Consider the following 4264-nt stretch of genomic DNA (forward strand, 5'->3'; position numbering starts at 1 on the left):
AATTCCAGCTCAAAACATAGAAACGGCACTCTGGTTAGAAAGCGATAGAATGTTGAACTTGGCTTTTACAGATAAGTCTTTAGAGGTACAACGAAACGTCGTTATAGAAGAATTTAAACAGCGTTACTTAAATCAACCCTATGGAGATGTTTGGTTAAAGTTTAGACCCCTGGCTTATAAAGTACACCCGTATCAATGGGCTACAATTGGTAAGAAGGTAGAACACATTGAGGAGGCAACTATGGAAGATGTAAAAGCATTTTTCACCAAGCATTATAATCCTTCAAACGCCATTTTGTGTATTGCAGGAAATTACGATAACGATGAGGTAGAAGATCTTGTGCACAAATGGTACGGTGATATTCCTCAAGGGGAAAAGTACTTGCGTAACCTTCCCGTGGAACCTGTTCAGACAGATTATAGAGAAGAAACAATAGAAAGACCTGTACCTGCTGATGCTTTTTACTATGGTTTTAAAATGCCCGGTAAAAATGATGAGAATTACTATATAGCGGATCTTTTATCTGATCTATTAGGGAGAGGGAAATCATCTCGTCTGTATTTGAAATTGAAGAAAGAATTGCACCTCGTTTCTGATGTTTCGGCTTACATATTAGGAGCTCATGATGAAGGTATGTTGATGATTTCTGGTAAATTGAACAAAGGTGAAAGCTTCGAGAGATTGGATGAAGAGATTTGGAAATTGATTGAGGAGATTAAGACCCAAACCATGCCGTATGAAGAGTTGACCAAAATTAAGAACAAGGTAGAAACAACGAAAGTGTTCACAGAACAAGGAATATTAAGCAAAGCCATGAATCTTTGTTTGCACGAGTTGTTGGGAGATGCCAATGGTATAAATTTGGAACAAGGACACTACGACGCTATTACAGCCTCAGCGATACATAATTACGCTGTTGAGCGATTAGTAAAAACAAATTGTTCATTGTTAAAAATAAAAGCGAAAGAGGATGCTAGATAGAAGAATTCAGCCCGAAGTAAATACCTTGGAGGATATCTCTTTTGTTCATCCCCAACACTTCGAAATAAAAAATGGAATAAAGTTGCATTGGATCAATACGGTTGACGATGATGCTGTAAAAATAGATTTGGTATTTGACGCAGGTAGTAGACATGGAATTCCAGCATTGGCATCCTTTGCCAACAGCTTGCTGATGTCAGGAACTGCTAGTCATACAGCGGATGAGTTGAATGCTCAACTAGATGGTTTGGGTGGGTTTTTCCATGCAGAAACTTCTAGAGAAGGGGCCTCTGTGACTTTGTACGGTTTACGTAAGAACATTTATGCGCTTTTTACATTATTAATAAATGCAATCAAAGAGGCCAATTTCCCTCAAAAAGAAATTGATCAACTCATCAAACAAAAGCAACAGAGCTTTAAAGTTTCCTCAGAAAAGGTAAGCTTTATTGCCCGACGTTTATTTACGGAGAACGTATTTGCGAATTCCCCTTATGGTGTTATTACACAGTACGAGGATTATGAAAAGGTGAGTAGAGAGGCCGTGAAAGATTTCCACGCTAAATATTATTTACAAGGCCTACAAAAGGTTTGTATCGTTGGTGATTTGGATGAGCTTACAGTGAAGGAAATGATAGCGCAAGTGCAGTCATTGGTTGGGAAATCAGCGGAAAGTTACCTGTCAGCAGTAGAGAACAGAACAGGTGAATTTAGACAAGAGAAAGATGGGGCTGTACAAACGGCGATACGTGTAGGACGAATTCTCTTTAATCGTACAGCTGATGATTACCTACAGTTTTCTGTTATGAATACCATTTTTGGTGGTTACTTTGGGAGTAGACTGATGTCTAACATAAGAGAAGATAAAGGATATACCTATGGGATTGGTTCTGGTTTAGCAGAAATGAAAAAGCTAGGGTATTTCTTTATTGCAACAGAGGTAGGGAAAGATGTTGCGGATAAGGCACTTCAAGAAATTAAAAATGAAATTCACCGATTACAAACCGAATTGGTAAGTGAAGAAGAGTTGAGTCTGGTGCGTAATTATACGATTGGTCAAATGCTCAAAGCTTCAGATGGTCCTTTTGCTATGATGGATAGATACCTTGGTGTTGCTGATTTTGGTTTAGATTATGATTACTACACCAAGAAGATAGAAATGGTGAAAACAATTACGCCAGAAGAAATTAAAAAAATGGCCGAAAAATACCTGAAGTGGGAAGATATGACGGTTATAATGGCCGGCTAACAACTTTTTACTTTTTCCTGCGTTGTATAAGTAATAATTCGGGAAAATCAACGTTAAAAAATACAGATGCAACTGCGTCAACAAATATTCATTTTCATTATTACTGTGGTTCTTGTCTTGTTTACAGGAACCACTTTTTCTGTTGCCCAATCTTTGGACGCGAAAACGGTAATTCCTGCTCCTCAAATTAACTGTATCCAGACGGATGTAAACAATAATTTGATGATCAATTGGACGGCCGCAACAGATCCTGATGGAAGTTTTGTGGAGTATCAAGTGCACGAGCAGGGGAGTGGTTTATTGACCATCATTCCAACAATATCTACCAATACATACACCACAAGTATTTCCGCAACACAAGATTATCCGTTTTACTTAGGCCTTGTTTCTAATGATAATGGAAATGTGACGAGTTATAGTGATACCATTCACAACATATTTTTAGAACTCAATAACCCGAGCAATGGAACTGCTGTGTTAAATTGGAATGCACCAAGCGCAAACCCTCTTCCAGCTTTCGGTTCTAACTACGAGGTATATAGAGAGTATCCAGCAGGTACATGGACGTTGATTGCAACTCCGGCTTATACAACTACAATGTATATTGATACCATAGACATTTGTAGTGCTTTTTTAAATTATCGTGTGGAATTACCTACCACAACTTGCGCTTTTACAAGTAATGTAGAAGGAGACGATTTTCAAGATGATATTGTGCCGGATATACCTGAATTAGGTCACGTGAGTTTTATTGAAAATACTGGAGATTATGAAATAACATGGGGTGCCAATAGTCAAGATGATACCTATGGCTATGTAGTATACATGCAAGATGCAAATGGTGTATTTGTAGAGATAGACACAGTCTATGGAATTAACGCAACCGCTTACAATTATACTCCCATGGGGGATGGTCCTTTTAGGTTTACTATAGCAGCTTTTGATAGTTGTTTTACCTTATCAACACCACCGACCTACCAAACTTCAGCCAAAGGTAGTCCGCATCAAAGCATGTGGCTTACAGGTGGTAGTTCTGCATGTTCGCAAGACGTGGAGTTAAATTGGACGGCGTATCAAGGGTTTGGTGCGACCATAGTATATGATGTGTATGTAAGAGAAATAGGGGGTGCTTGGCAGAACGTAGGAACTACAGATCAACTAAGTTATACCTATGCAAGAATTCCGGGTACAGATTATGATTTTAAAATTGTAGCAAGAATTGCAGGAGACCAAGCCAACAGTAACATATTCACTCAACTATGGGAAGGAGCCTCAGGGCCGAGTGTGGCCTATATTTCACACGTAAGTGTGGTTGGTGATGAAATTGAAGTAGTTCATAAAGTGAGTTTAGATGGAGGTATTCAAAGTGTGAAATTACAACGTTTAAACCTTTTGAATGCAAACTATGAAACAATAGATGAATTGGCAGTTGGTAATGGAGTCGTTACATTTTACGATGACGATGTAGATGTAAATGATGAGGTGTATTACTATCAAACAATCATGGTTGATAGCTGTGGAAATGAATACCCTCCTATCAATGAGGCAAAGAATATGGTGCTGCAAAGCAATATTGATCCTTTGAGTCTTTTAGCTGAAATTCAGTGGACAGAGTATACAGAGTTTTTAGGAAATACCATTAGTTATGAAGTTTATAGGGGTGTAAATGGAGTCATAGATGATCAGCCTATTGCACTTTTAGGAGCAAATAACAGGTTTTACTCAGATCCTTTGCAGGATGTAGTGGATGAAGATTTTACCGGACAGGTGTGTTATTATATCAAGGCAAGGGAAGGGTTGAATCCAAACGGAGATAGTGATTCAAGCGCTTCTAATATTTCATGTGTTAACCTCGAGCCATTGATTTACATCCCCAATGCCTTTACGGTGAATGGAGCTAATCCTATTTTTTATCCTGTGACCAATTATCATCAATTGGAGCAATATGAATTTACCATTTACAACCGCTACGGTCAAGTGCTTTTTCATACCGAAGATAAAGGAGAAGGTTGGGATGGATACTTGGAAAATGGTCA

3 protein-coding genes are annotated in these 4264 nt (G+C 38.4%); all 3 read left to right on the forward strand.

Annotated features, from left to right (window positions below; all coding sequences use genetic code 11):
* On the forward strand, positions 1-982 hold a 982-nt coding region (locus R3333_RS12775), incomplete at its 5' end, for a pitrilysin family protein (RefSeq protein WP_318959162.1).
* Complete coding sequence (locus tag R3333_RS12780) at positions 972-2228, forward strand: pitrilysin family protein (protein ID WP_318959163.1); 1257 nt, start codon at positions 972-974, stop codon at positions 2226-2228. The genes R3333_RS12775 and R3333_RS12780, both read left to right, overlap by 11 nt.
* Before the next feature lie 66 nt (positions 2229-2294).
* Positions 2295-4264: gliding motility-associated C-terminal domain-containing protein (locus tag R3333_RS12785; protein WP_318959164.1), on the forward strand; the 1970-nt coding region annotated here is incomplete at its 3' end.

The organism is Lishizhenia sp. (assembly GCF_033720595.1).
Taxonomy (GTDB): domain Bacteria; phylum Bacteroidota; class Bacteroidia; order Flavobacteriales_D; family Crocinitomicaceae; genus Lishizhenia.

Excerpts from the sequence above, each read along its gene's own strand:
- R3333_RS12780 (WP_318959163.1), top strand. The coding sequence starts at position 972 with ATGCTAGATAGAAGAATTCAGCCCGAAGTAAATACCTTGGAGGATATC.